This is a genomic window from Microbispora sp. NPDC049633 (assembly GCF_040675265.1).
In the GTDB taxonomy this organism is placed as follows: Bacteria; Actinomycetota; Actinomycetes; order Streptosporangiales; family Streptosporangiaceae; genus Microbispora; species Microbispora maris.
Genome location: NZ_JBFAOO010000055.1, coordinates 1 through 23,606, shown reverse-complemented (window position 1 = coordinate 23,606; position 23,606 = coordinate 1). Strand labels below are relative to the sequence as shown.

Here is a 23,606-nt window from a genome sequence, read left to right as displayed (position 1 = left end):
GTCCTGAGTGCCGTGTCCTGAGTGCCGTGTCCTGAGTGCCGTGTCCTGAGTGCCGTGTCCTGAGTGCCGTGTCCTGAGTGCCGTGTCCTGAGTGCCGTGTCCTGAGTGCCGTACCTGAAAGAGTGCCGCGTGCCGGGCGCCGGGTCCTGAGCCCGCTCAGCCGCGTTCGAGCGTCGCCTCCTCGAAGTCGAGCTCCTGCATGACCCGGTGGAGGACCTCGTCGTCGATGCGCCGCTCGTCCCGCAGCCGCACGAACACCTCGCGTTCGGCGGCGAGCATCTCCCGGCGCAGCCGCCGGTAGACCGAGGCGGGGGTCTCCTCGCCCTCGGGGCCGGTGCCGCCGCCGAGCCGCTCCCAGGCGTGCAGGGCCTTGCGCTCGGCACGGGCGCGCAGCTGCTCGACCACCTCTTCGTGGACCTCCAGCACGCCGGCGGCGGTGAGCTCCTCGAGCCGGGCGAGGGCGGCGGCCGCGGCGGCCTGCTGGGCGCCCGCCTCCGCGAGGTCGTCGCCGTAGCGCTCCCGCGCGGTGGACACCCCCAGCCGCCTGATCAGCCAGGGGAACGAGAGACCGTGGACGATCAGCGTGCCCACGACGATCGTGAACGTCAGGAACAGCAGCAGGTTGCGCTGGGGGAACTGCTCGGGCAGGGCGAAGGCCGCGGCCAGCGACACCACCCCGCGCATGCCCGCCCAGCTCGTCAGCATCACGTTCTGCCAGGACGGCGTCTTGGGCTCCCGGGCGCGCACTCTCTTCGACAGCATCCGCGGCAGGTAGGTGCTGGGCGGCACCCAGGCGATCCGCACGAGGACGACCACCAGGAACAGCACGATCGCGTACGTCGCCAGCTCCCCGGGCCGTTCGCCGTGCAGCCCGGCGATGATCGGGCGCAGCTGCAGCCCGATCAGGGCGAACACGATCGACTCCAGCACCAGGTCGGCGACCTTCCAGACCGCGCCCGACAGCAGGCGGGTGCCGTACGTCGTCCGGCTGAGCTCGTGGCCCAGGTAGATGCCGACGATCACGACGGCGATCACACCGGAGGCGTGCACGGCCTCGGCCGCGAGATACGCGGCGTACGGCACGAGCAGCGAGACGCCGTTGGCGATCAGCGCGTCGTCGAGCCGCCGCAGCGCGACGCCTGCGACGTACGCGATGGCGAGACCGATCGCGATGCCGAGGCCGGCGGCCAGGAGGAACTGCCCGCCGATGTCGAGCAGGCCGGCGGCGGCGCCGGTCATCGCGCCGACCGCGACCCGGTAAGCGGTCAGCGCGGTGGCGTCGTTGAACAGGCTCTCGCCCACAAGGATGGTCAGCGCGCGTCGCGGCAGGCCGAGCCTGCGCCCGATGGCGACCGCCGACACCGCGTCGGGCGGCGCGATGATCGCCCCGAGCGCGAAGGCCGCGGCGAGCGGGAGATCGGGGACGATCGCGTGCGCGACGAAGCCCACCACCACCGTCGTCGCCAGGACGAGACCGACGGCCAGGAGGCCGACGGGCCTGGCGGCGTCGCGCAGCCGCAGGTACGAGCTGTCCAGTGCCGCCGAGTAGAGCATCGGCGGCAGGAAGACCAGCAGGACGATGTGCGGGTCGAGGCTGTAGTCGGGAACCCCCGGCACGTAGGAGGCGGCCAACCCCGCCATCACCAGGAGCAGCGGGGCCGACCAGCCGCGCCAGTTGGCCAGGGCGGCGACGCCGAGGGCGCCGGCCGGGAGCAGGAGGAACTGCAGTGCCGTTGACGTGTCCATCAGACGACGAGGTTACTTACAGCTGGAACTCCTGCTGACCGGGGCCCTCACCAACCCCGGGAGCCCTCCCAGTTCTCCCCGTTCTCGTCCGACCACGGGATCGGGGAGTCCGCGGCGGGCTGTCCGGCACGCCGCCCCCCGCGTCGCTCGTGCTCGGCGTGCGGGTCGGGGGCCTGACCGGCCGGCCACTGGTCCGGCCGCAGGCGCTCACCCGTGGTGTAGAGCGGCGGTTCGTTCGGGTGCGACTCGTTGTTGACGTACGGCCGGACCGCGCCGAGCCCGAGGGGGTCGCTCGGGTCCACCGGCGCGGGCTGCTGCCCGGCCGGTTGCGGCGCCGCGGGCGGCGCGGCCGGAGGGTAGGCCGCCTGAGGGCCGGTCTGCGTGGCGGACGACGCGACGAGGCGGTCCTGGGTGGGCGTGCCACGGGCGACGAGCACGTCGTTGGGGCCGAGCGCGGCGGGCGCGGGATAGGCCTCGGGGGCCGGGGCGGGCGGCGGCACCGGCGGGCGGGCGTACTGCCCGGTTCCCGGAAAGTCCGGGTACTCGTAGTCGGCCTGGGCGGGCGGCTCGGGGAACCCCGTGTCGCGCGGCCCGCGGGCGTAGCCGTTCTCGGCCTGCCCGTATCCGTTCTCGCCATGCGCGTAGCCGTCGTGGGCCCTGCCGTAGCCGTCGTGCGCCGCAACGTGCCCGTCGGCGGCGGCGTACCCGTCCCGGGCCTGTCCATAGGCATCCTGCGGCGCGTTGCGGGGCACGCCGTAGGGGTCCTGCGGCACGTATCCGTCACCGGGCTGTCCGGCGTACGCGTCGGGTCCCGCGTAGGCGTCCTGAGCGCGCGCCGCGTACGCCTCCTGGGGCTCGGCCGCGTACGGGTCGTGGACCTGCGTGGCGAACGGGTCGTGGACCTGCGTGGCGAACGGGTCGTGGACCTGGGTCGCGTAGGGGTCCGGCCCCTGATCCTGAGGGTGCGCGGGATAGGCCCCCTGTGGGGCGTAGCCGTCCTGGCCCGCCGCCCCCTGCAGGGGAAATGGACCGGTCCCGGCGTCCTGCTCCTGGCCGCCCGCCTCGGCGAAACCCTCGTCCAGGGTGTCGATCAACCGTCCAACGTCGTCCATGGGCATGCGGAAACTCGCCGTGCACATCTCGCCCCGCCACAGGCTCAGCACCAGCGTTCCGTCGTGCCACGTGACCCGGAGCACACGGTCCTGGCCTCGCGCGTCGAAGAACACCTCGCCGAACGATGGCAGTGGGACAACTTCCGACATGGCAGACATAGTGCCTTTACCTGCCCTTTTCCGTCCACTCGATCACGGGAACCCTCGCGAAACGTCCGTTTCGTCCCTTTTCGACCTCACTGGGTAGATCGCCGTTGACCTTGAGAGCACTGACACCCCAGTGTGCCATGCGCGCCGGGAGGGAGTTCCTGGAACGCCAGGATGTGGTGGGACGGACACGCACCGGATGTCGGTGGCACCGGGTAGCGTTCTTCCGTGCCCAAGGACCGTCCCGAGCTCCCGCCCGTCGAAGAACTCCTCGCCACCGCGGTGACCGCGCTGGGCGGCGTAGAGCGCCCGGGCCAGGTCAAGATGGCACAGGCGGTGCGCGACGCCGTCGAGAGCGAGGAGCACCTCGCGGTGCAGGCGGGCACCGGCACCGGCAAGTCGCTGGCCTACCTCGTGCCCGCGATCAGGCACGCGGCCGAGAGCGGCGACGCCGTGGTGGTGTCCACCGCCACGATCGCGCTGCAGCGCCAGTTGGTGGACCGCGACCTGCCCCGGCTCGCCGACGCGCTGGAGGGCCTGCTGCCGCACCGCCCCGAGTTCGCCATCCTGAAGGGCCGCCGCAACTACCTGTGCCGCCACAAGATGGCCGCCGGCATGCCCGAGGACGAGGACGACCAGCTCTTCGACCCGCGTGAGGTCAGCGCCACCGGCCGGATGGTGCAGCGCATCCAGGAGTGGGCCAACGAGACCGAGACCGGCGACCGCGACGAGATCGTGCCCGGCGTGAGCGACCAGGCCTGGCGGCAGTTCTCGGTGACGGCCAGGGAGTGCCTGGGGGCGCAGCGGTGCCCCAGCGGCGCCGACTGCTTCGCCGAGCTCGCGCGGGAGCGCGCGGGCGAGGCCGACGTCGTGGTGACCAACCACGCGCTGCTGGCGATCGACGCGATGGAGGACTTCGCGGTCCTGCCCGAGCACGACGTGGTCGTGGTCGACGAGGCGCACGAGCTCGTCGACCGGGTGACCTCGGTGGTCACCGGAGAGCTGTCGGAGAGCACGGTCGGCCTCGCCGTGCGCCGGGTGGGCCGGCTCGTCGAGCAGGGGATCGCCGACCGCCTGCAGGAGGCGGGAGAGGACCTGCGCGCCCTGCTGACCGTCGCTCCGCCCGGCCGGGTCGACACGCTGCCGCAGTCGCTCGGCATGACGCTCGCGCTCATCAGGGACGCCGCGTTCGCCTGCATCACCGCACTCGGGCCGCGCAACAAGGACAAGGACGACCCGGAGAACGCCGGGCTGCGCAAGGCCGCCTTCACCGCGCTGGACGACGTGCACGACACCGCCCAGCGGATGCTCGACGCCTTCGGCCCGGCGGCCGGCGATGACACGGACGACGCCGACGACGCCGCGAACGGCGCCCACGCGGGCGACGCCGGGTCCGAGGAGGTCCACCGGGCGGAGGTCGTCTGGCTGGAGGAGGGCCGCGGGCGCGTTCCCCCCACGCTGCGGGTCGCGCCGCTGTCGGTCGGCGGCATGCTGCGCGACAAGCTGTTCGGCGACCGGACCGTCGTCCTCACCAGCGCCACGCTCGCGCTTGGCGGCACGTTCGACGGCCTGGCCCGCCAGTGGGGCCTGCGCGCGGGCGAGTGGACCGGCCTCGACGTCGGCTCGCCGTTCGACCATCCGCGCCGCGGCATCCTCTACGTCGCCACGCATCTCCCCCAGCCCGGCCGCGACGGCCTGCCCGAGGCCTACGTCGACGAGATCGCCGAGCTCATCGAGGCGGCCGGCGGCCGGACGCTCGGCCTGTTCTCCTCCATGCGGGCCGCCAAGGCCGCCACGGAGGCGCTGCGCGAGCGGCTGGACGTGCCGCTGCTGTGCCAGGGCGACGACTCGACCTCGCAGCTCGTCAAGCAGTTCGCGGGCGATCCCGCGACGTGCCTGTTCGGCACGCTGTCCCTGTGGCAGGGGGTCGACGTGCCGGGCTCCTCGCTGACCCTGGTGATCATCGACAGGATCCCGTTCCCACGCCCCGACGACCCGCTCGCCTCGGCCCGGCAGCGGCACGTGGCGGCCACGGGGGGCAACGGCTTCATGGCGGTGGCGGCCACCCACGCCGCGCTGCTGCTGGCGCAGGGCGCGGGCCGGCTGCTGCGCTCGATGGACGACCGGGGCGTCGTCGCCGTGCTCGACCCGCGGCTCGCCACCGCCCGTTACAGCGGGTTCCTGCTCAACTCGCTGCCGCCCTTCTGGCGCACCACCGACCCCGCGAAGGTCCGCGACGCCCTGCGCCGCCTCACCTCCGGCTCCTGAGCGGAGGCGGCCGGGATCACATCCTCGTGACGGCGGCGAAGGTCTCGCCCGCGTTGAGGCGCCGTACGAGGTCGAGCACGGCGTGCGGCCCGCCGTTCGCGGCGACCCATCGGCTCACCCGGCAGGCCGCCTCCGCGTAGGCGCGCCGGTCGGCGCCGGCCGCCCGCAGCCAGGCGTCCAGCGTCACCGGCAGCGGCGCGCCCGGGCTCACCAGGCAGCGGTCGGCCGTCGTCTCCGGGGCGAGATAGCGGGGGTCGCCGGAGACCAGCACGGCCAGCCCCTCGTCGAACCACTGCGGCACCTCCGCACCGCCCGAGTCCAGCCTGGCATGCAGTTCGACGTGCGACATCTCGTGGGAGGCGATCACCGGGTCCACGCCCGCGGGCGACAGCATGACCGCGCGGTTCAGCACCGCTACGCCCCGCTCCCCGCCCCCGCCGATGTGGCGGTAGCAGCGGTCGCTGAGACAGGCGAGGATCCGGGGAGAGGTCCGCCTGCCGCCGTAGAAGGCGCCGACCCGCCGCTCCGCCTCCTCTACTGCGGACAGCACCTGTCGTGTCCGCGCCGGCGGCAGGCCCGGTTCCGCGTAGACGCCGGAGGCCAGCCGCTCCAGCCCGTAGCAACCCGGGCACGTGGTGGCGGCGACCGAAGGAAAGGCCACCGCCACGACGGCGGCCGCCGCGATCGGCAGCGCCGCGAGCACGGCGAGCAGCCACGCCCGTCCACGCCGTGATGGGCCGCCTCCCCTGCCGGCGCGCCGTCGCTTCCACACCATAGGCCGGTCCCCCCTCGATGCCGGTGGTCGTACGGCAGAGCCTCGCCGATCTCCGCCCGTCGCGCATCGGACCGGGGTATGACCGCCCGTGGCAGGAGGAGCCCGCCGCCGGCGGAAGCGGCTCGCCGCGGCGGGCGCTGGATCAGGGAGAGGGAATCGGGGGCAGCGGGCTGAGGTCGGGCCGCTTGGGGGCGAGGCCGTCGCCGGACGACGTGCCGCGCAGACGCCGCCCGATCCACGGGCCGAAGTGCTCCCTCAGCCACTGCACGTCCTCGCGGCGCTTGGCCCTCGGGTCCACCGCCTCGCGGGGCGGCCAGGTCTTGCGCCAGTCGTCCTCACCGGGCACGCCGAGCACGTGCAGGACTCGGGCGGCGACCAGGCGGTGGCCTTCGGCGTTCATGTGCAACCGGTCGCCGCTCCACGCCCGCCAGTCCCGCAGCCCCTGCATCGACCACATGTCCACCAGGTGGCAGCCGTACAGGTCGGCGATCGAGCGGACGTGCATGAAGAAGATGGCGAACCTGCCGCGCACCCGGCGCATGATCGGGGTGTCCCGGGGGTCGGTGCCGGTGAACAACACGACGTCCGCGCCGGTGGCCCGCAGGGTCCGTACGGCGGCGGCCAGCTTCTTGGCCATCTCGTCCGGGTCGCTGCCGGGGCGGATGAGGTCGTTGCCGCCCGCGCAGAAGCTGATCAGATCCGGCTTCAGGCCGACGGCCACGGGCACCTGCTCTGCGACGATCTGGTCGATCAGCTTGCCCCGCACCGCGAGATTGGCGTAGCGGAAGTCCGGCTCGAGTGCGGCGAGCCGCTCGGCGACCCGGTCGGCCCAGCCCCGGTAGCGCACCACCTCGCCCGGCGCCGGAGGAGGCGCGTCCGGAAGGGGGTCGTTGAGCCCCTCGGTGAAGCTGTCTCCGACCGCCACGTACGACCGGTAGCCCATGATCCCTTCTTTCGTCACTCGCCCATGTCCGCGATCGCGCGCAGCGCGAGCTCGTACGACCGCATGCCGAACCCCGCGATCGTCCCGGTGGCCACGGCCGCCACGACCGAGGTGTGGCGGAACTCCTCCCGCGCGTTCGGGTTGGAGATGTGCACCTCGACCAGCGGGGCCGTACGCTGCGCGATCGCGTCGCGCAACGCGTACGAATAGTGGGTGAAGGCGGCGGGGTTGAGGACCACGGGGGTCCTGCTGTCGGCCGCCTCGTGGATCCAGCTCACCAGCTCGGCCTCGTCGTCGGTCTGCCTGACCTCGACAGACAGGCCCAGCTCGCGGCCGATCTCGCGGCACAAGGCCGCCAGGTCCTCGAAGGTCTGCGCGCCGTAGACGTCGGGCTCCCGGCTGCCGAGACGGCCCAGGTTCGGCCCATTCAGGACGAGCACCTGCCTCATCGGGCGACCTCCCGGTACGCCGCCTCGAGCAGCTCCTCCGACGGGTTCTCCAGACGGGCGGGCCTGCCGACGTCGTCGAGCACGACGAACCGCAGCACCGCTCCCCTGGCCTTCTTGTCCACCCGCATGTGGTCGCGCAGCCGCGGCCAGGCGTCGGCGCGGTAGGAGGTGGGCAGCCCGACCGACTCCAGGATGGTGCGCGTGCGGTCCACGACGTCGCGCCCGACCCGGCCGTCGAGCCGGGACAGCTCGGCGGCGTAGACCAGTCCGATGGCCACGGCCTCGCCGTGCCTGATGCGGTAGTCCTCGACCCGCTCGATCGCGTGACCGAGGGTGTGGCCGTAGTTCAGGATCTCCCGCAGGCCGCTTTCGCGCAGGTCCGCCCCGACGACGTCGGCCTTCACCCGGATCTTGCGCTCGACCAGCTCACGGGTGTGCTCGCCCTCGGGGGTACGGGCGGCGGCGGGGTCGTCCTCGATCAGCATGAGGATCGTGGGGTCGGCGATGAACCCGCCCTTGATGATCTCGGCGAGGCCCGCGACGTAGTCGTCGCGCGGGACGCTCGCCAGCGTGGCGAGGTCGCACAGCACACCCTTGGGCGGGTGGAAGGACCCGACCAGGTTCTTGCCCTCCGGGGTGTTGATGCCGGTCTTGCCGCCGACCGCCGCGTCCACCATGGCCAGCAGCGTGGTCGGCACCTGCACGACCTGGACGCCGCGCAGCCACGTCGCGGCCGCGAACCCGGCCAGGTCGGTGGTCGCCCCACCGCCGACGCCGACGACCGCGTCGGAACGCGTGATGCCGTACCGGCCGAACGCCGACCACAGCTCGGCCGCCACGTGGACGGTCTTGGCCTCCTCGCCGTCCGGCACGGGCAGCGCGACGACCTCCAGCCCGGCGCCCTCCAGCGTCTCGCGCACCGGCCTGGCGATCTCGGGAAGCCCGGCGGGGTGGATCACGGCGACCGTGCGCACCTTCGCGTCCAGCAGGCCCGGCAGCTCCGGCAGCACATCGGTGCCGACGACCACGTCGTACGGGCTGTCGCCCCGCACGGTGATGCGCGTCGCGGTCACAGCGCCGCCTCGATCGCGGTCACCACGTCCTCGGGCTCGCGGCCGTCGGTGGCGACGGTGATCGCGGCGAGGCCCTCGTAGATCGGCCGGCGCTGCTCCATCAGCTGCCTGAGCCGGCTGCGCGGGTTGAGCACCAGCAGCGGCCGGGCCGAGGCGAGCCCGACCCGCTTGACCGCCTGGTCGAGCCCGACCTGGAGATACACGACCCGGTGGCCGGCCAGCAGCTTCTGCGTGTGCTCGTGCAGGATCGCCCCGCCGCCCAGCGAGAGCACGCCGGGGTGGGTCTCCAGCGCGTCGCGCACGGCCTGTGCCTCCAGCTCGCGGAACCGCTCCTCGCCGTCCTCGACGAACACGTCGCTGACGCTCTTGCCGGCGACGGCCTCGACGTCGGCGTCGGTGTCGCGGAACGGCAGGCCGAGGCGGTCCGCGAGGATTCGCCCGACCGTGGACTTGCCCGAGCCGGGCGGGCCGATGAGGACCGCGGCGGGGCCTTGTGGCGCCGATTGCATGATCACAAACCCTATTACTTGATGACCAGGGACGACAGGTAGCCCGCCAGGTTGCGCGCGACCTCTTCCACGGAGTCGCCGCCGAACTTCTCGACGGCCGCGTCCGCGAGCACGAGCGCCACCATCGCCTCGGCGACGATCGCGGCGGCCGGGACCGCGCAGACGTCCGAGCGCTCGTGGTGCGCCTTGGCCGGCTCGCCGGTCAGCACGTCGACCGTGGCGAGCGCGCGGGGCACGGTGGAGATGGGCTTCATCGCGGCGCTGACCCGCAGCGGCTCACCGTTGGTCATGCCGCCCTCGACGCCGCCGGCGCGGTTGGTCATCCGGCGCACGCCCTCGGGGGTGTTCTCGATCTCGTCGTGCGCCCGCGAGCCGGGGCGGCGCGCCGTCTCGAAGCCGTCGCCGACCGCGACTCCCTTGATCGCCTGGATGCCCATGAGCGCCGCGGCGAGCCGCGCGTCGAGGCGCCGGTCCCAGTGGGTGTAGCTGCCGAGGCCCGGCGGCAGGCCGTAGACGACGACCTCGACCACACCGCCGAGGGTGTCGCCGTCCTTGTGCGCCTTGTCGATCTCGGCGACCATCGCCGCGCTCGCGGCGGGGTCGACGCAGCGCACCGGGTCGGCGTCCACCGCCTCCATGTCGCCGGGGCCGGGCAGCACGTCGCTGGGCGCGCTCGCCTCGCCGATGGAGACCACGTGACTGACGATGTCGACGCCGAGCGCCTGCTTGAGGAAGGAGCGGGCGACCTGCCCGAGCGCCACCCGGGCGGCGGTCTCCCGGGCGCTGGCGCGGTCGAGCACCGGCCGGGCGTCGTCGAAGCCGTACTTCTGCATGCCGGCGAGGTCCGCGTGCCCTGGGCGGGGGCGTGAGCGCGGCGCGTTGCGCGCCTGGCCCTCCAGCACCGCCGGGTCCACCGGGTCGGCGGCCATGACGGTCTCCCACTTCGGCCATTCGGTGTTGCCGACGCGAATCGCGACGGGCGAGCCGAGCGTGCGGCCGTGCCGTACGCCCCCGGAGATCGTCACCACGTCCTGCTCGAACTTCATCCGTGCCCCCCGGCCGTATCCGAGACGGCGGCGGCGCAGCGCCTCGGCGAGGTCGGCGGTGGTCACCTCCACACCGGCGGGCAGGCCTTCCAGGATCGCGAGAAGCTCGGGGCCGTGTGACTCCCCGGCGGTCAACCAGCGCAGCATGGGGACAAGTCTTCCATGTGCGTCCCAGTGCGCCGCCCCCTGACACCCCCTTTACCATCCACGGGGGCCCCGATACCGGAAAACGGTCCGTCCTATATATCCGGAAAGGCCAGCGCCACGAGCGCACCCGCGAGCATGAACGGGCCGAACGGGAACTCCGTCGTGCGGGTGGCCTTGCGCGCCAGGAGCAGCCCCACGGCGTACAGCGCGCCGAGGACCTGGCCAGCCATCCCGGCGACGATCGTGGCCTGCACGCCGAGCGCCCCGGTGAGCAGTCCGATCAGCCCGGCCAGCTTCACGTCGCCGAGCCCGAGTCCCGTGGGGCGGGCGAACCACAGCACGGCGTAGACCGCGCCGAGCGCGCAGCCCGACGCCACCGCCGGCAGCAGCCGGCCCGACGGCGCGAGCAGGATCAGCAGGATCGGGTACGACGGCAGCGTGATCGCGTCGGGCAGCCGCCAGGTCCTCCGGTCGATCTCCGCGAGGGCGGCCCCCGCGAGAACCGCGTACAGCCACGCGGCGAGCACCCAGCCGTCGTGGACGCGCCAGGCCACCAGCGCCGCGGCCAGCGCGGTCGCGCCCTCGAGCACGTACGGCGGGCGGGGCAGCGGCACGGCGCGGGCCGCCGCGGCGATCGCCGGCAGCGCCTCCCCGCGGCGGTCGTCCGGCTCGGGGCCGAACCCGGCGGCGAGGGCCCGGGCGTAGGCCCCCGCGATGAGGCCGAGGACGGCGGCGGCGAGGACGGCGAGGGACACGCGGCCGACACTAACGCCCGCGCCCCCGCCGTGGCCCGTGGTGCGCCGCCCTGTGGACGACCGCGTTCCTGTGCACGGCGCGGCCGTAGCCGGGCGGCCGGTCTCGGCCCGCCGGAGGATCGAGCGTGCCAGGAGGCCGGGTCGGAGGCCGACGCGGTCATGTGCCGGCGTCGGCACGACCAGGCGGGAGGAGCCGGGGCGTCGCCCGGGCGGCGGTCGACGTCGCTCAGGCGCGGCGGCGGCTCCACCAGCGACCGCGGCGCTTCCCCTCGGCGGCACCCGAACGGTCAGCGGCCCCCGAAGGGTCAGCGGCCCCCAGACGCGCCACCGTGGCCCCCGGCACCTCGCGGGCGAGCCGGTCGACGGCGGAGGCGTCCCTCCTGGCCTCCTCCACCGTGGCGAGGGCCTGCAGCATGCCGCCCTCGATCACGAACGGAACCGGCCCGGCCACGTCCACCACCACGGCGGCGGCGCTCTCGTGCCGCGCCGCCTGGCAGACCTGCGGGGCGGTGGCCTGCACCGGCCGGGCGTCCGCGCGCCACCTGCGCATCGGCTCGGTCCCGGTGAAGGCCAGCACGGCCTCACGTCCGTCCTTGCCGACCAGTTTCGGGAGGGCCATCTCGCTCTCCTTCTCCTGGCGCAGGCCGTGCTCTCCCACTTCCGACTCGGTCAGCAGCGCGACCACGGGGACGAGCAGCCTGGTCCCGGCGAGCACCGCCAGGACGTCGGCCGCCGTCGCCGTTCCGGCCTGGAACGCCGACAGCGCCGCCGCGACGGACGCGTCGGTGCCGCCGTCGTCGTCGGGGCGCAGGGGCTGCGGAATCGATGGCACGTCTCCCGACCCTACCGCCCGCCCCGGACGACGCCGCACGCGCTCGGCGCCCCCCTTGGCCCAGCCCGGAAGCCGGATCAGCCCAGCGCGGAAGCCGGATCAGCCCAGCCCGGAAGCCGGATCAGCCCAGGACGGAGGCCGGATCAGCCCAGATCCGCGATGGCGATGACGGGACCGCCGCCTGACGGGCCCTGGTGGACCGCCGCCACGGAGACGAACACTGCCGGGTCACCGGTCACGCCCGCCGCCACCCCGCCGACGGTCGCCTTGATCTGGCGGTGCCAGTGGACGTCGGAGTCGTCGAGCATGATGTTGCGCCGCCCGCGTACGCGGCCCGAAGGGTCGGCCTCGCACTTGATGAACAGGTTGACCAGCCGGTCGCCGAGGTCGTCCGGGTGCGGGCGCTCGGGCAGGTCGACACCCGCGCTCCGGACGGCCTCCCAGATGCCGTCGGTGTCCAGGGCGTCCTTCATCACCGAGTGGCCGGCCCGGTAGCGCCCGCCGATCCCGCGCACGTTGCCCACGACAACGATCTGGGCCCGGTCGAGCTCGACGCCGCTGGAGCACGAGGCGACCGACGAGTAGAGCGACAGGTCCTTGTGGATCTGCTCGGCCGACGGCATCTCGATCTCCCCGAGCGCGACCGCGATGCCGAGCGCCGTGGTGGAGTTGGAGATGTCCATCGACTTCAGCGTGTCCTCGGTGACGACCGTCTGGCCGCGTTCCTTCGCGTCGGTGATCGTGGACAGGGTGAGCAGCGGCGTCTTGGTCTGCACGTAGTGGACGTCGGCCGGGTCGTCGATGCCGGCGATCTTCATCGCCTCGCGGACCCCGGCGGCCACCTTCTCGACCATCGCGGGCCTGCCGATGTCCTCGGGAAGGATCACCTCGCTCATCGCCACGCCGACGCTCACCCGCGGCTCGTCGGTGCGCACGGCCTTCGCCGGGTCGATCGTGGCGAAGATCGTCGCATGCGGGCTCAGCACGCCGTCGGTGCCGCCGGACCACACCAGGGGCACCTGCGCGACCTCCTCGGCGGAGCGGGTGCCCTTGGCCACGAGCACCTCGCGAAAGGCGCGGTCGGCGAGGATCCGCGTGTAGTCGTTCACGCCGCCGTTGCCCTCGGTCTTGCCGATCACGGCAAGCACGCGGTCGGCCTCGATCACGCCGTGGTCGATCAGCCTCGCCAGTCCGGAGGCGTCGGTGACGCTCTCGATGGGGACCTTCCGTACCTCGATCGGATCCGGCACTATGCCTCCACCCCTCTGTACACCCTCGTACCGATATTTCCTGACAGCGCGGCACCGATGTGGTGCAGCGAGGTGATCACCGCCCGCCCCCCGAAGTCCTCGGCGAAGCGCACGGCGGCCTCGACCTTGGGTCCCATGCTGCCGCCGGCGAAGTGACCGGCGGCCTGCAACTCGCGCAGGGCGGCGACCTCGATCTCCCCGATCGGGCGGGCATGGGGAGTGCCGAAGTCCACCATGGCGTTCGGCACGTCCGTCGCGATGACGAGGTCGGTGGCGCCGACGGCGGCGGCCAGCGCGGCGGCGGCGAGGTCCTTGTCGATCACGGCCTCCACCCCGGTCAGCGTGCCGTCCGCGCCGCGCACGACCGGCACTCCCCCGCCTCCGGCGGCGACGACGGTGAATCCGGCCTCGATGAGCGCGACCGCGGCGGCGGCGTCCAGGATCTCCACGGGCCGCGGCGAGGCGACCACGCGCCGCCAGCCGCGCCCGAAGCTCCGCCAGGCCTGGCCGTGCCCCTCGAAGCGGCGCGCCTCGTCCTCCCCGAAGTACCGTCCGATCGGCTTCACCGGGTCATGGAACGCCGGATCGGCCGGGTCCACGAGCGTGCGGGTGACGACGGTCGCGACCCGCGCGGACCCGAGCTCGCGCTGCAGGGCGTTCATGACGAGCGTGCCGATGGTGCCCTGCGTCTGCGCCACGCACCAGTCGAGCGGCACCGGCGGCACGACGTGCGCGCTGAGCTGGTTCTTCAGCAGGATGTTGCCGACCTGGGGGCCGTTGCCGTGCGTGAGCACCACCTCGTGCCCGGCTCTGATGAGCGCCGCCACGTGGGCCATCGCCTCGCCGATCGCCCGGTGCTGGTCGGCCGGGGACGCGCTCCCGTCGGGAGCCGTCATGGCGTTGCCGCCCAGTGCGATCAGTACGCGTCCGCCCACACCCGGAAACTATCCAGCCCCACCCGGGCCTTCATTGGCGAGTCTCGCCCACCCCTGTCACATTCATGGGCACATTTCACCAAGCCGGACACCGGGCGGCGGCGGCGCCTTCGGCACGGTCCGGGTGCTCAAGAGACGGTGAAGCCGCGCAGCACGTCCGCGATCTCGTCGACCTCGCTGAGCTTCCCCGACGCCACCGCGATCACCAGGTCGTACGCCGAGTCGTCGTCCGTGTCCACCCCTACACCGTTGTAGGCGAGGAAAACCACGGTGGGGACCCAGGCCACTCGCTTGTTGCCGTCGATGAACGGATGGTTGATGGCCAGTGAGTGGAGCAACGCGGCGGCCTTGGCCAGGAGGTCGGGGTACGCCTCCTGGTCGAACATCCGGGCTTGGGGCCGATGCACGGCCGAGTCGAGCAGCCCGAGATCACGAAGCTGGGGCGTGCCCTCAACGGCCAGTTCGGCCAGGTCCAGAACCTGCTCGACGGTCAGATAGCGGGTCACTGGGCGAGGCGGTCGAGCACCGGCTTCCAGCGCCGCACCGCCTCGACACCCAGGCGGTGCACTTCCTCATCTGCGGCGTTGCGGGCGAGGTACTCCTCCACCGCGGCGACCACGATCTGCTGCATGCTCCGGCCTTCCTTCTCGGCGCGCCGCCGGAGGGCCTCGGTCTGCTCGTCACTCAGTCGAAGCGTCATGGCCATGCCTCCATGGTACGGCGCGGTATCAGCGTGATACCACCAGCGCAGAGTATACGACCGGTAACGCTCCGCCATCGAACCGCTCAGCCGGCGCCGAGGCGGCGCAGGCGGGTCACCGCCTCGTCGATGACCTCGTCCCGCTTGCAGAAGGCGAACCGCAGGAAGTGACTGCCCCGAGCGGGATGGTCGTAGAAGACCTGGGTCGGGATGGCGACCACCCCGGCCAGCTCGGGCAGCCGCCGCGCCAGATCCAGCCCGTCGTCGAAACCGAGCGGCCGTATGTCGGTCTGCACGAAGTAGGTGCCGGCGGGCCGGAGCACGTCGAAGCCGGCCTCGGTCAGGCCCGCCACGAGACGGTCCCGCTTGGCCTGCAGGGCCGCCCGCTGCGCCGCGACCCAGTCCATCTCCTCCCGCAGGGCGTAGGCGACCGCGACCTGCCAGGGGGCGTTCGCGGTGTAGGTGAGGAACTGCTTGACCGCCTGGACGGCGCCGGTGAGCGGCGCCGGGGCGCACACCCAGCCGGTCTTCCAGCCGGTGACGCTGAAGGTCTTGCCCGCCGAGGAGATCATGACCGTGCGCTCCCGCATGTCCGGCAGCGTGGCGAGGGGCACGTGCTCGGCGCCGTCGAAGGCGAGGTGCTCGTAGACCTCGTCGGTGACCGCGATCAGGTCGTGCTCCCGGCACACGCGGGCCACGCACTCCAGCTCATCCCGGGTGAACACGGTCCCGGTCGGGTTGTGCGGCGAGTTGACCAGGATCACCCGGGTGCGGGCCGTGACCGCGGCCTCCAGTTCGGCCGGGTCGAAGGTGAAACGTCCCGCGTCGACCCGCAGCGTCACCGGCTTGCGCACGGCTCCCGCGAGCGCGATCGCCGCGGCGTAGGAGTCGTAGTACGGCTCGAAGACGATGACCTCGTCACCCGGTTCGCAGAGCGCGAGGACCGCCGCGGCGATGGCCTCGGTGGCGCCGACGGTGACGAGGACCTCCCCGTCGGGGTCGTAGGCGAGGCCGTACCACTGCTTGCGGTGCTCGGCGACCGCCTGGCGCAACTCGGGGAGGCCCGGCCCGGGCGGGTACTGGTTGAGGCCGCTCCGCACGGCCTCGACCGCCCGCTCCAGCATGCGCTCCGGCCCATCGGTGTCCGGGAAACCCTGGCCCAGGTTGATCGAGCCCGTCTCCACGGCCAGCTTCGTCATCGTGGCGAACACGGTCGTGCCGAACTCCCGCATCCGCCGCACCAGCGGCTCGCTCACAGCCGCCACCTTATCCGGCGTCACCGGTCCCGGCCCCGCGCCGGACGGCACCGGACGGCGGGCAGGCGTTTATGGTGATTTCGCAAAGGCCGGGAATACGCCGGTGCGCCCCGGCACGCGAAGGGACTGACGGGTGAGCGAACCGCGGGACAGGATCCGGCGGGTGGACGCGCTGCGCGGCTTCGCCGTGTGCGGGATCATGCTCGTCAACGCGTGGCAGCAGACGGTGCGGCGGACGCCGACCTCCCTGGACTGGGTGATGACGAACCTGTTCCAGAGCCGCTTCTACCCGATGTTCGCGTTCCTGTTCGGGCTCTCCTTCGCACTGTTCCTGCGCTCGGCGCGGCGGCGCACGCGGCGCCCGCGCGTCGTCATGCTCCGGCGCCTGGCCGTGCTCGCCGTGCTGGGCGCGGCGCACACCCTGATCGAGCCGGGCGAGGTGCTGCTGCCGTACGCGCTGCTGGGGGTGCTCGTCCTGCTCCCGGCGAGCCTGCTGCCCCGGTGGGCGGTGCTCACGGCCGGCTGCGGCGCGCTGGTCGCCTCCGTGCTCGACTCCCATCCGTACGTGCTGATCACCGCGCTGTTCCTGCTCGGCCTTGCCGCCGGACCGGGTACGGAGCCGGGGAGAGGACCGACGCGCCTCGGCGGGGCGGACGGCCTGGGCGGCGGGCCGCTCCTCGGCGTCGTGTGCGGGGTCGCGGCCGTGCTCGCGGCCTGGCTGACCTGGTGGTGGAACCACGGGCCGCCCGGCGGCGGGGTCTACCAGGCGGCGGCGCTGTGCGGGGCGGTCGCGTACGCGGCGGCGTTCCTGTTGCTCGCCCGGCGCGCGACCCTGTTCGAGACGCTGGGACGGATGACGCTGACCAACTACGTGACGGGCACGACGGTGATCGTGGTGGCGATGCCACTGCTGGAGGCCGACGACACGGGAGCCGCCCTCGTGCTGCTCGCCGCCGTCACGGTCGCCGTGCAGGCGGTCTTCTGCCGGTGGTGGCTGGCCCGGCACCGGTACGGCCCGCTGGAGTGGGTGTGGCGCACGCTCACCTGGTGGGGCACTTCGCGGGGCACCTGGTGGGGTGTGGAGACGACCGGGCAGACTGTGATCCGTGACCCGCGTAGCGCTGTGCCAGATTCCCGTCGACCACGACCCGGAGACCAACCTCGCGACCATGCGTGACGCCCTCGCGCGGGCGCGGGGGGCGGATCTCGCCGTGTTCCCCGAAGCGGCGCTCGCCCGGTTCGGCCCGCGGATCGTCGAGACGGCCCAGCCGCTCGACGGTCCGTTCGTCACCGGCCTGGCGGAGGCGGCGCGGGAGCACGGCACCGCGGTCATCGCCGGCGTCTTCGAGCCCGCCGCGGACGGCAGGGTCTGGAACACCGCGGTCGCCCTGCGCGAGGACGGCTCGCTCGCCGCGGCCTACCGGAAGATCCATCTGTTCGACTCCTTCGGCGCGAAGGAGTCGAAACTGGTCGCGCCGGGAGACGAGCCGGCGGTGGTGGAGCTGGCCGGGCTCAGGATCGGCCTGATCACCTGTTACGACGTCCGTTTCCCCGAACTGGCCCGCGCGCTGGTCGACCGGGGCGCGGACACGTTCGCGGTGATCGCCGCCTGGGGCTCGGGGCCCCTGAAGGAGGACCACTGGACGACCCTCGTCAGGGCGAGGGCCATCGAGAACACCACCTGGACCATCGCGGTCGGCCAGGCGCCCAATCCCGCCATACCGGACGGGTTCGGTGTGGGCCGCAGCATGCTCGTCGACCCGATGGGCGTCGCACGGCATGACCTGGGCACGGGCCCCGGCGTGCTGATCGCGGAGATCGACGCGGCGTGGACCGAGACAGCGCGCGCCACCCTCCCCTCGCTCGAACACCGCCGGCTCGGAGTCAGCAGATCGTAAACTTGGCCCCATGAGCGAGCCGGGACGCAGGACGCGGATGCAGAAGGTGGTTCCGCCGCGGCTGCTCGTGCCGTACCTGTCGGGCCGTCGCACCATCATCTCCGGCTACGTCTACCGGGTGCAGGACTGCGACCGCCTCATCACCCCCGCCGCGCTCGTCGAGGCCCTCGACCTGTGCTTCGACGGATCGGAGCTGACGCCGGACGTGCCCGAGCTGTACATCATGCGCTGGGACGCGAGGGACATCGACACCTACGTCGTCCCGTACGGGCCGCACATGGGCGGCGATTGGAGCGATGCACCGCCCTTCACCGGGAACGGCTTCACCGCCTCGCGCGAGCAGGTGGTGCCGCAGTTCCACACGATGCCCATGCCGATCCCGGCGGGCGCGGAGATCGTGCACCTCGCCGCGGCCGGGGAGCGTCCCTTCGCCGGGTACGACGGCCTGACCTGGCGGCCGGCGCGATGAGCGAGATCGAGCCGGTCGGCCTGGGATTCGTCGCCCGTTACCGCGACCGGGACTACGCCGCCGCGGTCGGGCCGGGCGGCGACGACGTGGTGCTGTTCAGCGAGACCCCGCAGGAGGGGTTCACCGCCGCCGGGGGCTACTGGCGGCTGCGGGTGAACCGGTCCGCCCTGGAGCGGCTCACCCTGCTGCGCACGGTCGGCGCCTTCGGGGGCGAGCCGTGCCTCGTGCTCGACGAGGACGACGGCGGCGACGGCGGGGAGGGCGGCCTGCACATCGCCTACACCGGCCACAACGGGCTGAAGGCCGAGGCGCTCGGCTACTGGCTGGTGGACCACGGCGCGTACGAGGTGGTCGTGCCCCGCGACGAGGTGCACGCGATCCGGGTGGAGCGCGTGCCCGTGCCGCTCGCTCCTGACCGGGCGGACGGTCAGGAGGCTTCTCGGCAGACCGGCGACCGGTAGCGGCGGACCCGGGCCGTCATCCACTCCGCCCTCGGACGTCCGGCGGCCCGCGATCGTGCTCCCGGCCCCGGCGCGGGCGCGGCCCACGCCGTCGACCGGAGCGGATCGGGCGCCCGTGTCCGGCCTGTTCACGATGGCCGCACCCCCGCTCGGCGGGCCGGGGCGTCGTCGTCCTGGCCCGGCCGGGGGTCGCGAGGCGTCAGCGGTGGGTGCGATGGCTGCGCCACTGGTCCATCAGCCGGCGCACCCGCTGCCGGTTCTCCGGATCACGCGTCATGGTCTTGGCCTTCTCGACGTTCGCCTGGCCCTTGGGGCTCTGCAGGTATTCCCTGATGCGCTGAACGATAGATGCCATTTGCAACTCACCATCCCTTTTGTGCCGTCACTGGACGGCTACCCACGGACACCGCCGCCAATCACCGGGGCGCGGGAGCGCACGGAACGTGGCCGGCGGCGCGGGTCAGACGGTGTCCACCTCCGCGTACGGCAGGCCTCCGGAGAGTTTGGGGTAACCGGGGCCGCGGTCGAAGAAGGCGGCGGGACGCGTCTCGCGCAGCCGCTCCCGCAGGCGCTCGGTCGCCTCCGCGTCCACGACGACGTCGTCGCGGGTGCCGGTCAGCACGACGCCGTAGTCCTCCCGCGCGCCCTCGAACGAGACCTTCCCGTCGCGGACGTCGGCGGCCACCGTCTCGGCCGGCCGGTCGTACGGCGAGCCCCAGCCGCCTCCGCCCGTCGTCCGGATGCGGATGACCTGCCCGGCGCGTACGGGGAAGTCGTCGACCAGGCCCTCCATCTCCACACCGTCCACGGTGACCTGGAAGGGACGGCCCGCCCGGCCGCCGTTCACGCCCCAGCACGACAGGATCGAGCGGTCGGCGATGGACATGAAGGAGGCGTCCCGCAGCATGCGGATGTGCTTGTCGTAGCCGAGGCCGCCGCGGAACTCCCCCGGCCCGCCGCTGTCCACGGCCAGGCCCAGCCGCTCGACCCGGAACGGCCAGCGCGCCTCGGCGAACTCCACCGGGATGTTGCGGCTGTCGGGCACCACGTGGATGGTGTCCTCCCCGTCGGCGTACCAGCGCCCGCCCGACCCGCCACCCAGCACCTCGCGCATCAGGTAGGGCCCGTCGTCCGACTCGCCGTACACGCCGGTGTAGCGGATGGTCTCCTGGTCGGCCGGCATGCGGCCGCCGGTCGCCTTGGCCAGCACGCCGGCCAGCACCCCGAGTAGTCGCAGGATCACGAACGTACGGGCGTTGGTCGGCGCGGGGAAGATCGGCGTGAGCAGCGTGCCCTTCTCCGGGAAGATCATCTTGATCAGCGGGACGACGCCCTCGTTCACGTCGAGCTCGGCCATCCGCTCGGGGGTGTCGGCGAGGTTGCGCAGGATGGGCGCCAGCCACTTCTTCAGGAAGACCCCGTCGGCGTAGTCGCCCGCGTGGTTGATCGGGCCCTTGGCCTGCGGCGAGGTGCCGGTGAAGTCGATGGTCAGCGGCGTGTCCGCCGAGTGGTCGACGGTGAGCGTGATCCGCTGGGCGTGCAGGCGCGGCTCGTCCACACCATCGTGTTCGGCGTAGTCCTCCCAGACGTGCACGCCCTCGGGGATCTTGGCGAGCAGCTCGCGGCGGAACGTCTCGGTCGTCTTGCCGACGATCGCGTCGAAACACGCCTCGACCGCCTCACGGCCGTACCGGCCGAACAGCTCGCCGAGCCGCCGCGCGCCCATCAGGCAGGCCGAGCACTCGGCGTCGAGGTCGCCGGCGAGGCTGTCGGGCATGCGGGAGTTGCGCGTCATGATCGTGAGCGCGGCGCGGTTGGGCACCCCCTGGTCCCACAGCTTGATCGGCGGGACCATCAGGCCCTCCTCGAACGCGCTGCGCGCGTGCGACGGCATGGAACCCGGCACGGCGCCGCCGATGTCGTCGTGGTGGCCGAACGCCTGGACGAACGCGACGACCTCGCCCTCGTGGAAGACCGGCACCGTCACGCACAGGTCGGGCAGGTGCCCGATGCCGCCCTCGGACAGGTAGACGTCGTTGTGGAAGAACACGTCGCCCGGGCGCATCGTGTCCACCGGGAAGTCGCGGACGATCGGCTGCACCAGCGCCGAGTAGGAACGCCCGGTCAGCTTGCGCATCCGCACGTCGTGGATGCCCGCGCGGAAGTCGTGGGCGTCGCGGATCATGGGCGACCTCGCCGTGCGCGCGATCGCCGTCTCGACCTCCTTCTCCACCGAGGCGAGCGTGCCTTCCACGATCTCCACGAGCACGGGGTCGGCGGTCCTATCGGTCATCGCTCACCACCACGAGGTTGCCGTAGTCGTCCATGGTCGCCGTGAAGCCGGGGTGCACCGGCAGGGTCGAGCCGTACTCCTCGATCACGGCGGGGCCGCGCACGACCGCCCCCGCGCCGAGGTCTCCCCGGCGGTAGATCACGGTCCGGCCCCACCGCTCGTAGTACACGTCGCGGGTCGCGACCGGGCTCGGCTCGTCCTCCTGCCGGACCCTGCGCGCGATCTTCGGCCGGACGATCGGGCCGATGCCGGACACCCGGAGGTTGACCCACTCGACGGCGTGCCGGGGATCGTCACGGTAGCCGTACCCGTAGAGCCTCTCGTGCTCGGCGTGGAACCGCTCGGCGACCGCGCCGAGCCACGCCTCGTCCACGGGGCCGTCGGGAGCGGGCACCCGCACCTCGTACGCCTGGCCGTAGTAGCGCAGGTCGGCGCTGCGCGCGTACACGTGCTCGGCGAAGCCCTCGCGGTCGAGCGCGGCGGCGGCCTGGGCCTCCAGATCGCCGAGGATCTCGGCGACCGCCTCGGGCGAGGGGTCGCGGGCGACGTGCGTGCGGACGTAGTCGTTCTTCACGTCGACGGTGAGCAGGCCGAACGCGGACACGTTCCCGGGGTCCGGCGGGACGATCGCGGCCGGCAGACCGAGGATGTCGATGAGGCGGCAGGCCAGCAGCGGGCCTGAGCCGCCGAAGGCGACCATCGGGAAGTCCCGCACGTCGAGGCCGCGCTGCACGGTGATCTGCCGGATCGCGTTCGACTGGTTGAACGCGCTGATCTCCAGGATGCCGGTGGCGCAGCGTTCCGGGGTCAGTCCCAGCCGGCCGGCCAGCGCCGTCACGCCCGCCCGCGCGGCGGCGACGTCGAGGGGGATCTCTCCGCCGAGCAGATGCGGGGGCACCCGGCCGAGGAAGACGTGCGCGTCGGTCACCGTCACCTCGGTGCCGCCCCTGCCGTAGCAGATCGGGCCGGGATCCGCGCCCGCCGACCTAGGGCCGACCTTCAGCGTCCCCTCGGGCGAGATCCAGGCGATCGACCCGCCGCCCGCCCCGACCGTGACGATGTCGATCATGGGGATCTTGCACGGGTAGCGGCCGATGCTGCCCTCGGTCGTCAGCGACGGCTCCCCGTCCACCACGACCGCCACGTCCGTCGAGGTGCCGCCGCCGTCGAGGGTGATGACGCTCGGGTGCCCGGCGGTCCCCGCGACGAGCGCCGCGCCGAGCGCCCCCGCCGCCGGTCCGGACAGCACGGTCGTGATCGGCTGGTGCACCACCTCGGCCGCCGACAGCACGCCGCCGTTGCTCTTCATGACCGAGAACGGCCGGCCGAGCCGCTCCGACAGGTTGTCGATGTACCGCCGCATGATCGGCTTGACCGCCGCGTCCACCAGCGTGGTCACCGACCGCTCGTACTCGCGGTACTCCCGCAGCACGTCGCTCGACAGCGACACGACCGCCTCGGGGTGCTCGCGTTCCAGCACCTCGCGCATCCGCCGCTCGTGTTCCGGGTTGGCGTAGGAGTGCAGGAAGCACACCCCGATCGCGGTGACGCCGCGCTCCCTGAACCACCGGGCGGCCCGTACGGCCTGCGCCTCGTCGAACGGCCGGACCTCCCGGCCGAGGTGGTCGAGCCGTCCCCCCACGGTGCGCACCCGGTGCACGGGCACGATCCGTGGGGGTTTGACCCAGAAGTAGGAGTTGCCGTAGCCGTCCGGCACGCTCTGCCGGGCGATCTCCAGGACGAACTCGAAGCCCTCCGTGGTGACGAAACCCAGGTGGGACGTGCCGTCCGGCCGGTCCTCCAGCAGCTGGTTGGTGGCGACGGTGGTGCCGTGGACGAGGGCGGAGACGGCGTCGAGGGCACGGGACCCCGCGTGGGCCTCGAGCACCTTGTGCACGCCTGCCATGAACCCGTCGGCCGGGTTGGCGGGAGTCGAGGGAGTCTTGGTCGTGACGATACGGCCGGACTCCTCGTCGACGAGCACGACGTCGGTGAAGGTGCCGCCCGTGTCGACCCCGATGCGGACGCTAGGCATGCTCAGTGTTTACCGACCGCCGCCGATCGGAAGAACCGGCGCACTCTGCCGAAGAATCGCCGTCCTGTCGTCATACCCTGCCCGGACGGGTGACTTAGACCGCGCAGGTGCCGTCGTCGCAGTCCTCGCCCGCCGTGTCCGCCGCCGTGTCCGCCGCCGTGCCCGCCGCCGCCTCCTGGGCCGTGCGCGCCTCGACCTCCCGCAGGGCCGCCACGAGCGTCTCGACGGGCTGCGCGCCCGAGACGGCGAACTTCTCCTCGAACAGGAACAGCGGGACGGCGCGCACGCCGAGCTCGCGGGCTCGGGCCAGTTCGGCGCGCACCTGCTCGGCGCCCTCCCCGGTGTCCTCGACGCCGGTCTCGGCGGCGAGCTTCGCCAGCGTGGCGGGGTCGCCGACGTCCAGACCGTCGGTGAAGTGGGCGCGGAAGAGCCGGTCGGCCATGTCCCCGTCCCGTCCCGCGCGCCCGGCCAGCCAGATCAGCCGGTGCGCCTCGAACGTGCCGGCCG

General features: G+C 73.0%; 24 protein-coding genes. 5 read left to right on the top strand and 19 right to left on the bottom strand.

Features of this window, described 5'->3' with window-relative positions; all coding sequences use genetic code 11:
- Window positions 1-156: 156 nt before the first annotated feature.
- Window positions 157-1,746 (bottom strand): Na+/H+ antiporter, encoded by a 1,590-nt coding sequence (locus tag AB0J39_RS16925; protein ID WP_363465271.1) that lies wholly within the window; start codon window positions 1,744-1,746, stop codon window positions 157-159.
- A 47-nt stretch (window positions 1,747-1,793) separates the two neighbouring features.
- Window positions 1,794-3,008 carry a hypothetical protein gene (locus AB0J39_RS16920; protein ID WP_363465268.1) on the bottom strand — a complete coding sequence of 405 codons (1,215 nt, stop codon included), beginning with the start codon at window positions 3,006-3,008 and terminating at the stop codon, window positions 1,794-1,796.
- 225 nt (window positions 3,009-3,233) lie between these two features.
- Between AB0J39_RS16920 and AB0J39_RS16915 the strand changes: the two genes are divergently transcribed.
- Window positions 3,234-5,273, top strand: a complete 2,040-nt coding sequence (locus AB0J39_RS16915; RefSeq protein ID WP_363465265.1) for an ATP-dependent DNA helicase — start codon at window positions 3,234-3,236, stop codon at window positions 5,271-5,273.
- A 16-nt stretch (window positions 5,274-5,289) separates the two neighbouring features.
- On the opposite strand, the gene AB0J39_RS16910 is transcribed toward AB0J39_RS16915, so the two are convergent.
- The 13 genes from AB0J39_RS16910 to AB0J39_RS16850 form a co-directional block, all read right to left on the bottom strand.
- A complete protein-coding gene (locus AB0J39_RS16910; RefSeq protein ID WP_363465263.1) occupies window positions 5,290-6,048 on the bottom strand; it encodes a hypothetical protein in 759 nt (252 codons plus the stop codon).
- Between the two features lie 142 nt (window positions 6,049-6,190).
- On the bottom strand, window positions 6,191-6,991 hold the full coding sequence (locus AB0J39_RS16905) for an SGNH/GDSL hydrolase family protein (RefSeq protein ID WP_363465321.1): 801 nt from the start codon (window positions 6,989-6,991) through the stop codon (window positions 6,191-6,193).
- 14 nt (window positions 6,992-7,005) lie between these two features.
- On the bottom strand, window positions 7,006-7,440 hold the full coding sequence (aroQ, locus tag AB0J39_RS16900) for a type II 3-dehydroquinate dehydratase (protein ID WP_363465260.1): 435 nt from the start codon (window positions 7,438-7,440) through the stop codon (window positions 7,006-7,008).
- Entirely contained in the window at window positions 7,437-8,513 is a 1,077-nt protein-coding gene (aroB, locus tag AB0J39_RS16895) for a 3-dehydroquinate synthase (RefSeq protein WP_363465257.1), read from the bottom strand. Before aroB ends, aroQ begins: the two co-directional genes overlap by 4 nt.
- On the bottom strand, window positions 8,510-9,022 hold the full coding sequence (locus tag AB0J39_RS16890) for a shikimate kinase (protein ID WP_363465254.1): 513 nt from the start codon (window positions 9,020-9,022) through the stop codon (window positions 8,510-8,512). The genes aroB and AB0J39_RS16890 overlap by 4 nt, the downstream gene beginning before the upstream one ends.
- A gap of 14 nt (window positions 9,023-9,036) precedes the next feature.
- Window positions 9,037-10,215: a chorismate synthase gene (aroC, locus tag AB0J39_RS16885; RefSeq protein ID WP_363465251.1), complete on the bottom strand. Its 1,179-nt coding sequence runs from the start codon at window positions 10,213-10,215 to the stop codon at window positions 9,037-9,039.
- 92 nt (window positions 10,216-10,307) lie between these two features.
- Window positions 10,308-10,970, bottom strand: a complete 663-nt coding sequence (locus tag AB0J39_RS16880; protein WP_363465248.1) for an A24 family peptidase — start codon at window positions 10,968-10,970, stop codon at window positions 10,308-10,310.
- A gap of 226 nt (window positions 10,971-11,196) precedes the next feature.
- Window positions 11,197-11,802: an SseB family protein gene (locus tag AB0J39_RS16875; protein WP_363465245.1), complete on the bottom strand. Its 606-nt coding sequence runs from the start codon at window positions 11,800-11,802 to the stop codon at window positions 11,197-11,199.
- A gap of 143 nt (window positions 11,803-11,945) precedes the next feature.
- Window positions 11,946-13,052, bottom strand: a complete 1,107-nt coding sequence (locus AB0J39_RS16870) for a ring-opening amidohydrolase (RefSeq protein ID WP_363465243.1) — start codon at window positions 13,050-13,052, stop codon at window positions 11,946-11,948.
- A complete protein-coding gene (locus tag AB0J39_RS16865) occupies window positions 13,052-13,987 on the bottom strand; it encodes a carbamate kinase (RefSeq protein ID WP_363465240.1) in 936 nt (311 codons plus the stop codon). Before AB0J39_RS16865 ends, AB0J39_RS16870 begins: the two co-directional genes overlap by 1 nt.
- 128 nt (window positions 13,988-14,115) lie before the next feature.
- Window positions 14,116-14,493 carry a type II toxin-antitoxin system death-on-curing family toxin gene (locus AB0J39_RS16860; protein WP_363465237.1) on the bottom strand — a complete coding sequence of 126 codons (378 nt, stop codon included), beginning with the start codon at window positions 14,491-14,493 and terminating at the stop codon, window positions 14,116-14,118.
- A complete protein-coding gene (locus AB0J39_RS16855; protein WP_211591693.1) occupies window positions 14,490-14,687 on the bottom strand; it encodes a ribbon-helix-helix protein, CopG family in 198 nt (65 codons plus the stop codon). Before AB0J39_RS16855 ends, AB0J39_RS16860 begins: the two co-directional genes overlap by 4 nt.
- An 86-nt stretch (window positions 14,688-14,773) precedes the next feature.
- The gene (locus tag AB0J39_RS16850; protein ID WP_363465234.1) at window positions 14,774-15,943 is read right to left on the bottom strand and encodes a pyridoxal phosphate-dependent aminotransferase; all 1,170 of its coding nucleotides are present in this window, start codon (window positions 15,941-15,943) and stop codon (window positions 14,774-14,776) included.
- 133 nt (window positions 15,944-16,076) lie between these two features.
- On the opposite strand from AB0J39_RS16850, the gene AB0J39_RS16845 reads away from it, so the two are divergent.
- From AB0J39_RS16845 to AB0J39_RS16830, 4 genes are read left to right on the top strand one after another with little or no spacing between them, the layout of a single operon-like run.
- Window positions 16,077-17,120: a DUF418 domain-containing protein gene (locus AB0J39_RS16845; RefSeq protein ID WP_363465232.1), complete on the top strand. Its 1,044-nt coding sequence runs from the start codon at window positions 16,077-16,079 to the stop codon at window positions 17,118-17,120.
- Entirely contained in the window at window positions 17,050-17,841 is a 792-nt protein-coding gene (locus AB0J39_RS16840; protein ID WP_363465229.1) for a carbon-nitrogen hydrolase family protein, read from the top strand. The genes AB0J39_RS16845 and AB0J39_RS16840 overlap by 71 nt, the downstream gene beginning before the upstream one ends.
- A 10-nt stretch (window positions 17,842-17,851) precedes the next feature.
- Window positions 17,852-18,310 carry a hypothetical protein gene (locus AB0J39_RS16835; protein WP_363465226.1) on the top strand — a complete coding sequence of 153 codons (459 nt, stop codon included), beginning with the start codon at window positions 17,852-17,854 and terminating at the stop codon, window positions 18,308-18,310.
- The gene (locus tag AB0J39_RS16830) at window positions 18,307-18,771 is read left to right on the top strand and encodes a hypothetical protein (RefSeq protein WP_363465223.1); all 465 of its coding nucleotides are present in this window, start codon (window positions 18,307-18,309) and stop codon (window positions 18,769-18,771) included. The genes AB0J39_RS16835 and AB0J39_RS16830 overlap by 4 nt, the downstream gene beginning before the upstream one ends.
- Window positions 18,772-18,970: 199 nt before the next feature.
- On the opposite strand, the gene AB0J39_RS16825 is transcribed toward AB0J39_RS16830, so the two are convergent.
- The 4 genes from AB0J39_RS16825 to AB0J39_RS16810 all read right to left on the bottom strand — a co-directional run.
- Window positions 18,971-19,126: a hypothetical protein gene (locus AB0J39_RS16825; protein ID WP_363465220.1), complete on the bottom strand. Its 156-nt coding sequence runs from the start codon at window positions 19,124-19,126 to the stop codon at window positions 18,971-18,973.
- A 105-nt stretch (window positions 19,127-19,231) separates the two neighbouring features.
- Window positions 19,232-21,064 carry a hydantoinase B/oxoprolinase family protein gene (locus tag AB0J39_RS16820; RefSeq protein ID WP_363465217.1) on the bottom strand — a complete coding sequence of 611 codons (1,833 nt, stop codon included), beginning with the start codon at window positions 21,062-21,064 and terminating at the stop codon, window positions 19,232-19,234.
- Entirely contained in the window at window positions 21,054-23,099 is a 2,046-nt protein-coding gene (locus tag AB0J39_RS16815) for a hydantoinase/oxoprolinase family protein (protein WP_363465215.1), read from the bottom strand. The genes AB0J39_RS16820 and AB0J39_RS16815 overlap by 11 nt, the downstream gene beginning before the upstream one ends.
- A gap of 94 nt (window positions 23,100-23,193) precedes the next feature.
- The coding region (locus AB0J39_RS16810) for a DsbA family protein (RefSeq protein WP_363465213.1) at window positions 23,194-23,606 on the bottom strand (413 nt) is incomplete at its 5' end.

Bases quoted from the DNA above. Each gene is read 5' to 3' on its own strand.
- AB0J39_RS16925 (WP_363465271.1), bottom strand. From the start codon at position 1,746: ATGGACACGTCAACGGCACTGCAGTTCCTCCTGCTCCCGGCCGGCGCC.
- AB0J39_RS16920 (WP_363465268.1), bottom strand. From the start codon at position 3,008: ATGTCGGAAGTTGTCCCACTGCCATCGTTCGGCGAGGTGTTCTTCGAC.
- AB0J39_RS16910 (WP_363465263.1), bottom strand. From the start codon at position 6,048: ATGGTGTGGAAGCGACGGCGCGCCGGCAGGGGAGGCGGCCCATCACGG.
- AB0J39_RS16905 (WP_363465321.1), bottom strand. From the start codon at position 6,991: ATGGGCTACCGGTCGTACGTGGCGGTCGGAGACAGCTTCACCGAGGGG.
- aroQ (WP_363465260.1), bottom strand. From the start codon at position 7,440: ATGAGGCAGGTGCTCGTCCTGAATGGGCCGAACCTGGGCCGTCTCGGC.
- AB0J39_RS16890 (WP_363465254.1), bottom strand. From the start codon at position 9,022: ATGCAATCGGCGCCACAAGGCCCCGCCGCGGTCCTCATCGGCCCGCCC.
- aroC (WP_363465251.1), bottom strand. From the start codon at position 10,215: ATGCTGCGCTGGTTGACCGCCGGGGAGTCACACGGCCCCGAGCTTCTC.
- AB0J39_RS16855 (WP_211591693.1), bottom strand. From the start codon at position 14,687: ATGACGCTTCGACTGAGTGACGAGCAGACCGAGGCCCTCCGGCGGCGC.
- AB0J39_RS16835 (WP_363465226.1), top strand. From the start codon at position 17,852: ATGAGCGAGCCGGGACGCAGGACGCGGATGCAGAAGGTGGTTCCGCCG.
- AB0J39_RS16830 (WP_363465223.1), top strand. From the start codon at position 18,307: ATGAGCGAGATCGAGCCGGTCGGCCTGGGATTCGTCGCCCGTTACCGC.
- AB0J39_RS16825 (WP_363465220.1), bottom strand. From the start codon at position 19,126: ATGGCATCTATCGTTCAGCGCATCAGGGAATACCTGCAGAGCCCCAAG.
- AB0J39_RS16820 (WP_363465217.1), bottom strand. From the start codon at position 21,064: ATGACCGATAGGACCGCCGACCCCGTGCTCGTGGAGATCGTGGAAGGC.
- AB0J39_RS16815 (WP_363465215.1), bottom strand. From the start codon at position 23,099: ATGCCTAGCGTCCGCATCGGGGTCGACACGGGCGGCACCTTCACCGAC.